The following is a 6,379-nucleotide window of genomic DNA, read 5'->3' as shown; positions in this document are numbered from 1 at the left end:
GGGGCGGGGCCCCCGGGGGCCCCGGACGAAGTCCGGGGAGGGTCCGGGCGGAGCCCGGTTTCGGGAAGGGGCGGGGTGGGGTGGGGGAATGCTCCGCGCAGCGGCAGCACGGCTGGTGACCAGCCGACCAGCAGCAGCCCGGCCAGGGGCGCGGCCCGGCGGGACAGCCCGCGACCGGGGCGGCCCCGCGGCCCGACCGGGGCCGGGCTCGGCGCGGCAGGAGCGGCGGCGCCGAGCGGCCGCGGGGGGGAGGGGTCAGCGGCGGCGGAGGTCGGCTACGCGGCGGTCACCCGGCGGCGGCTCCAGCAGGGCGGCAGCCGGCGCGCTGCGCAGCCCGGGGGTCCCGCGCCGCTGCACCGGCAGCGGTGCGGCGTCACGCCGCGGCCGCCGCCCGGCCATGCCCGCATCCAGCGGCCCTGCGGCCGCGACCGTCCCGGCCACGGTGATCTGGACCCCTTGGTCGGCGAGCGCCTGCAGCTCCGTCGCCGCCCGGTCGTCGTGCGGCGGCGGCTCGTCCGTCACCAGACGGGTCATGACGTCCGTCGGGACCGTCTGGAACATGGTGTCGGTGCCGAGCTTGGTGTGGTCCGCGAGGACCACCACCTCCGCCGCGGCCTGCACCAGCGCCCGGTCGACGCTCGCCGACAGCATGTTGGACGTCGACAGCCCCCGCTCCGCGGTGAGACCGCTGCCGGACAGGAAGGCGCGGGAGACCCGCAGTCCTTGCAGCGACTGTTCGGCGCCGCTGCCGACGAGCGCGTAGTTGGAGCCCCTGAGCGTCCCGCCGGTCATGACGACCTCCACGCGGTTGGCGTGGGCGAGGGCCTGGGCGACGAGCAGGGAGTTGGTGACGACGGTGAGGCCCGGCACCCGGGCGAGCCGGCGGGCCAGCTCCTGGGTGGTGGTGCCCGCGCCGACGACGACGGCCTCGCCTTCTTCGACGAGGCCGGCCGCGACATCGGCGATGGCGGTCTTCTCGGCCGTCGCGAGATGGGACTTTTGCGGAAACCCGGATTCCCGCGTGAAGCCTCCGGGCAGTACCGCACCGCCGTGCCGGCGGTCGAGGAGTCCTTCTGCCTCCAGCGCCCGCACGTCCCGGCGTACGGTCACTTCGGAGGTCTGGACCACGCGGGCGAGCTCACGGAGCGACACCGCTCCGTTCGCCCGCACCATTTCGAGAATCAACTGGCGACGTTCTGCAGCGAACACGAAACTGACAGTAACCCGGGCGACCGTCTGGTTTCAGCTCCTTGCGCCGGAATACCGAAGTTGTCCATAAGGCAGGGCACTTAGTGGTATACGCGGCCGGACGAGTACGTGAACAAGCCCCCGCGCACCGGTGCCCTGCCCCAAGTCCCCTTGCGGAAACGGGAGGTTGCGGCCCCGCGGCCCGGGATCAGGCCTCGGCGCCGGTCTTCCGGGTGTGCAGCTGGCGCGCGACCTCGGCGATCGAACCCGACAGCGAGGGGTACACCGTGAACGCGTTTGCGATCTGCTCGACGGTCAGGTTGTTGTCGACGGCGATCGAGATGGGGTGAATCAGTTCGCTGGCGCGCGGGGAGACGACCACACCACCGACGACGATCCCGGTGCCCGGCCGGCAGAACAGCTTCACGAAGCCGTCCCGGATGCCCTGCATCTTGGCGCGCGCGTTGCGCAGCAGCGGGAGCTTGACGACGCGGGCGTCGATCCGGCCGGCGTCGACGTCCGCCTGGGTGTAGCCGACGGTGGCGATCTCGGGGTCGGTGAAGACGTTCGAGGAGACGGTCTTGAGGTTGAGCGGGGTCACCGCGTCGCCCAGGAAGTGGTACATGGCGATGCGGCCCTGCATGGCGGCCACGGAGGCCAGCGCGAAGATGCCGGTGACGTCGCCGGCCGCGTACACGCCGGGGGCGGTGGTGCGGGAGACCTTGTCGGTCCAGATGTGGCCGGAGTCCTTGAGCTTGACCCCGGACTCCTCCAGGTTCATGCCCTGGGTGTTGGGGATGGCGCCGACGGCCATGAGGCAGTGGGTGCCGGTGACGACGCGGCCGTCGGAGAGGGTGACCTCGACCCGGTCGCCGACGCGCTTGGCGGACTCGGCGCGGGCGCGCCCGATGACGTTCATGCCGCGGCGGCGGAAGACGTCTTCGAGGACGGCGGCGGCGTCGGGGTCCTCGCCGGGCAGCACGCGGTCGCGGGAGGAGATCAGGGTGACGCGGGAGCCGAGCGCCTGGTAGGCGCCGGCGAACTCGGCGCCGGTGACACCGGAGCCGACGACGATGAGCTCTTCGGGGAGCTCCTCCAGGTCGTAGACCTGGGTCCAGTTCAGGATCCGCTCGCCGTCGGGCATGGCGTCGGGGATCTCGCGCGGGGTGCCGCCGGTCGCGATCAGCACGCATTCGGCGGTCAGGATCGTCTCGGTGCCGTCGGCGGCGGTGACGATGACGTCGCGGGTGCCGTCGATGCCCTGGGGGCCGCCGAGGCGGCCGCGGCCGCGGATGACGCGGGCGCCGGCCCGGGTCACGGAGGCGGTGATGTCGTGGGACTGGGCGAGCGCGAGGCGCTTCACACGGCGGTTCACCTTGCCGAGGTCCACGCCGATGATGCGGGCGGACTGCTCGATCGGCGGGGTGTCGTCGGCGACGACGATGCCGAGCTCCTCGTACGAGGAGTCGAAGTTCGTCATGACCTCGGCCGTCGCGATGAGGGTCTTGGAGGGCACGCAGTCGGTGAGGACCGAGGCCCCGCCGAGGCCGTCGCAGTCGACGACGGTCACCTCCGCGCCGAGCTGGGCCCCCACGAGGGCCGCCTCATACCCGCCGGGTCCGCCGCCGATGATCACGATCCGGGTCACGAAAACTCCGCCTCACGTCTACCCGGCCGAGCGCCGCCCCGGCCGGGGCTTCCGGGGGGTCTCCCCGGGGGATGCATTCCGTGCTCCATTGTCCCGCACGCTTCAAGGTGCTTCTCCCCCGGTCCCGCCATCCGTGCGTCTGCGGCTCCCGCCATCCGTGCGCCCTCGGTCCGGCCGTCCGTGCGTCGCCGGTCCGGCCGTCCGTGCGTCGCCGGTCCCGCCGTGCGCGTGTCGCCGGTCCCGCCGTGCGTGCGCGGACCGCTGCCGTCCGCACGCGCATCCGCCGCCCTCCGGGCACGCATACTCACCCGCCCCTCCCGTACCCTCGACTGCATGTCGCTCTACGCCGCGTACGCCGGCAACCTCGACCCGCGGCTGATGTCGCGCCGCGCCCCGCATTCGCCGCTGCGCGGAACGGGCTGGATCAACGACTGGCGGCTGACCTTCGGCGGCGAGCAGATGGGCTGGGAGGGCGCCCTCGCCACCATCGTGGAAGCGCCCCGCCAGCAGGTCTTCGTCGCCCTCTACGACATTGCGCCGCTGGACGAGGACTCCATGGACCGGTGGGAGGGCGTCGGGCTCGACATCTACCGCCGGATGCGGATCCGCGTGCACACCCTGGACGGCGAGGAAGCCGCCTGGTGCTACGTGCTGAACGGGTACGAGGGCGGCCTGCCGTCCGCGCGCTACCTGGGCGAGATCGCCGACGCCGCCGAGTCCGCGGGCGCCCCGCACGACTACGTGATGGAGCTCCGCAAGCGCCCCTGCTGACGGGCGCCGGAGGGATCGGGGCCCTCCGGACGATTCGGTGGAAACGACAAGGCAACGATCCGAACACCGTGAGCAGCGCCATCTACGCGCGTAGGCGATTCCGGGCTACGCTCTTCTGCGTGAACGCATCTGTTACCGACCCCTACGCCGCCGCCGACGCCGCAGCCGCCCGCCTCCGCGAGCTGACCGGCGTGGAAACCCACGATGTCGCGCTCGTCATGGGCTCCGGCTGGGCCCCCGCCGCCGAAGCGCTCGGCGCCCCCGAGGCCGAGTTCCCCGTCACCGAGCTGCCCGGCTTCCCGCCCGCCGCCGTCGAGGGCCACGGCGGAAAGGTCCGCTCGTACAAGATCGGCGACAAGCGCGCCCTGGTCTTCCTCGGCCGGACCCACTACTACGAGGGCCGCGGCGTCGCCGCCGTCGCCCACGGTGTCCGCACCGCCGTCGCCGCCGGCTGCAAGACCATCGTGCTGACCAACGGCTGCGGTGGCCTGCGCGAGGGCATGAAGCCCGGCCAGCCGGTCCTCATCAGCGACCACCTGAACCTGACCGCGACCTCGCCGATCGTCGGCGCGAACTTCGTGGACCTCACCGACCTCTACTCGCCGCGCCTGCGCGCGCTGTGCAAGGAGATCGACGAGACTCTCGAAGAGGGCGTCTACGTCCAGTTCCCCGGCCCGCACTACGAGACCCCGGCCGAGATCAACATGATCCGCGTGCTGGGCGCCGACCTGGTCGGCATGTCCACGGTGCTGGAGGCCATCGCCGCCCGCGAGGCCGGCGCCGAGGTGCTGGGCATCTCCCTGGTCACCAACCTGGCCGCGGGCCTCTCCGGCGAGCCCCTGAACCACGAAGAGGTGCTCCAGGCCGGCCGCGACTCGGCCGCGCGCATGGGCACGCTGCTGACCCAGGTCCTCGCCCGCATCTGACGGCTGCGGACACGGACACCGGACACCGAGCACACGGCACCGTACGAGAGGTAAGGCGGAAGTAGTGCAGGAACAGGACGACCTGATCACCCGGGCCCGGGCCTGGCTGGCCGAGGACCCCGACCAGGAGACGGCGGACGAGCTGGCCGCGCTCATCGAGGCGGGCGACACCGCCGAGCTGGCCGACCGGTTCTCCGGCACCCTCCAGTTCGGCACCGCCGGGCTGCGCGGCGAGATCGGCGCCGGCCCGATGCGGATGAACCGCTCGGTGGTCATCCGGGCCGCGGCGGGCCTCGCCGCGTACCTGAAGGCCGAGGGCCACTCCGGCGGCCTGGTCGTGATCGGCTACGACGCGCGCTACAAGTCCGCGGACTTCGCCCGCGACACCGCCGCCGTCATGACCGGCGCGGGCCTGCGCGCCGCCGTCCTGCCCCGTCCGCTGCCGACGCCCGTCCTCGCGTTCGCCATACGGCACCTGGGTGCCGTCGCCGGCGTCGAGGTGACCGCGAGCCACAACCCGCCCCGGGACAACGGCTACAAGGTCTACCTCGGCGACGGCTCCCAGATCGTGTCCCCGGCGGACGCGCAGATCGCGGCCGAGATCGACCGCGTGGAGACGCTCGCGTCCGTCCCCCGCCCGGAGTCCGGCTGGCAGAGCCTCGGCGACGAGGTCCTCCAGGCCTACCTGGAGCGCACGGACGCCGTCCTGACCCCGAGCTCCGCCCGCGGCGTCCGGACCGTCTACACGGCCATGCACGGCGTCGGCAAGGACGTCGTCCTGGCCGCCTTCGCCCGGCACGGCTTCCCCGAACCGGTGCTGGTCGCCGAGCAGGCGGAGCCGGACCCGGCCTTCCCCACGGTGGCGTTCCCGAACCCGGAAGAGCCGGGCGCCATGGACCTCGCCTTCGCCAAGGCCGCCGAGGTCCAGCCGGACATCGTCATCGCGAACGACCCCGACGCGGACCGCTGCGCCGTGGCCGTCCCCGACAACGGCGGCTGGCGGATGCTGCGCGGCGACGAGGTCGGCGCACTGCTGGCAGCCCACCTGGTCCACAAGGGCGCGACCGGCGTCTTCGCCGAGTCGATCGTCTCCTCCAGCCTGCTGGGCCGGATCGCGGAGGCGGCCGGCGTCGGCTACGAGGAGACCCTGACGGGCTTCAAGTGGATCGCCCGCGTCGAGGGCCTGCGCTACGGCTACGAGGAGGCGCTCGGCTACTGCGTGGACCCCGAGGGCGTCCGCGACAAGGACGGCGTCACCGCCGCCCTGCTGGTGGCCGAGCTGGCCTCGGAGCTCAAGGAGCAGGGCCGCACCCTGACCGACCTCCTGGACGACCTGGCGATGGCCCACGGCCTGCACCACACCGACCAGCTGTCGGTCCGCGTGGAGGACCTGTCGGTCATCGCCAACGCGATGGCCGCACTGCGCGCCGAACCCCCGGCCTCCCTGGCCGGCCTGCGCGTCGCCTCGGCGGAGGACCTGAACCAGGGCACGGCCACCCTCCCGCCCACCGACGGCCTGCGCTACTACCTGGAGGGCGACTACAAGGCCCGGGTGATCTGCCGCCCGTCCGGCACGGAGCCCAAGCTGAAGTGCTACCTGGAGGTCGTCGTCCCGGTGGCCGAGGCCTCCGACCTGGCGTCGGCCCGCGTCCGCGGCCAGGAAGTCCTGGACGCGGTCAAGAAGGACCTCTCGGCGGCGATGGGCCTCTGACCGCCCACAGCACTGCCCGCTGACGCGGACGGGGGGGGGGGGGGGGGGGGGCGCGCGCCGGGCGCGGGGGGGGGGGCGGGCCGCCCCCCCCCCCCCCCCCCCGCCCGCCCGCCCCCCCCGCGCCCGCCCGGGGTC

At 73.4% G+C, this 6,379-nt stretch carries 5 protein-coding genes; 3 read left to right on the top strand and 2 right to left on the bottom strand.

Translation table 11 applies throughout. The features are described from left to right. Positions 1-255: 255 nt before the first annotated feature. Together ACFVGY_RS37505 and ACFVGY_RS37500 are read right to left on the bottom strand one after the other, a co-directional pair. Positions 256-1,209, bottom strand: coding sequence for a DeoR/GlpR family DNA-binding transcription regulator (locus ACFVGY_RS37505; protein ID WP_385686995.1), 954 nt, complete (start codon positions 1,207-1,209; stop codon positions 256-258). A 187-nt stretch (positions 1,210-1,396) separates the two neighbouring features. After that, positions 1,397-2,836: an NAD(P)H-quinone dehydrogenase gene (locus ACFVGY_RS37500; protein WP_385686993.1), complete on the bottom strand. Its 1,440-nt coding sequence runs from the start codon at positions 2,834-2,836 to the stop codon at positions 1,397-1,399. Positions 2,837-3,169: 333 nt separating this feature from the next. On the opposite strand from ACFVGY_RS37500, the gene ACFVGY_RS37495 reads away from it, so the two are divergent. The 3 genes from ACFVGY_RS37495 to ACFVGY_RS37485 all read left to right on the top strand — a co-directional run bounded on the left by ACFVGY_RS37495 (position 3,170) and on the right by ACFVGY_RS37485 (position 6,244). After that, positions 3,170-3,607 carry a gamma-glutamylcyclotransferase gene (locus ACFVGY_RS37495; RefSeq protein ID WP_385686990.1) on the top strand — a complete coding sequence of 146 codons (438 nt, stop codon included), beginning with the start codon at positions 3,170-3,172 and terminating at the stop codon, positions 3,605-3,607. Positions 3,608-3,726: 119 nt separating this feature from the next. Next, on the top strand, positions 3,727-4,533 hold the full coding sequence (locus ACFVGY_RS37490) for a purine-nucleoside phosphorylase (RefSeq protein ID WP_385686988.1): 807 nt from the start codon (positions 3,727-3,729) through the stop codon (positions 4,531-4,533). Between the two features lie 64 nt (positions 4,534-4,597). After that, entirely contained in the window at positions 4,598-6,244 is a 1,647-nt protein-coding gene (locus ACFVGY_RS37485) for a phospho-sugar mutase (protein ID WP_385686985.1), read from the top strand. The last annotated feature ends 135 nt before the right edge of the window (positions 6,245-6,379 follow it).

This window comes from Streptomyces sp. NPDC127106, from assembly GCF_042677605.1.
Lineage (GTDB): Bacteria > Actinomycetota > Actinomycetes > Streptomycetales > Streptomycetaceae > Streptomyces.
The sequence above is the reverse complement of the archived record's forward strand: the minus strand, read 5'-3'. Positions and strand labels throughout refer to the sequence as shown.